This is a genomic window from Halalkalibacterium halodurans, assembly GCF_004376175.1.
Taxonomy (GTDB): Bacteria; Bacillota; Bacilli; order Bacillales; family Bacillaceae_D; genus Halalkalibacterium; species Halalkalibacterium halodurans.
On record NZ_SNUY01000164.1, the window covers coordinates 1 to 247 of the forward strand.

Below are 247 nucleotides of genomic sequence, written 5' to 3' on the forward strand. Positions count from 1 at the left end.
TTTCACCTCGCTCATTCGTCCTTCCCTTCCTTGCATCTTCGCTTCTTGATACCACTGACGAAAATGTTCTTTTAGCTCATACGCTTCCCTTAAATCAGGGGATAGCTCTAAGTACCGCTCTACCTTCTTCTTTTGCTTATCATCCAGTCCTTCTCTCTCTTTCTGAAACAGATGTTTGATCCGTTTACATCGTTTTCGATGATACGGATGGAACGTTTTTTGCACTCGGCGGCGAACCCCTTCCAGA

At 44.9% G+C, this 247-nt stretch carries 1 protein-coding gene; it reads right to left on the bottom strand.

The window, feature by feature from the left end; genetic code table 11:
- Positions 1-247: transposase (locus E2L07_RS20625; RefSeq protein WP_166740149.1), on the bottom strand; the 247-nt coding region annotated here is incomplete at both ends.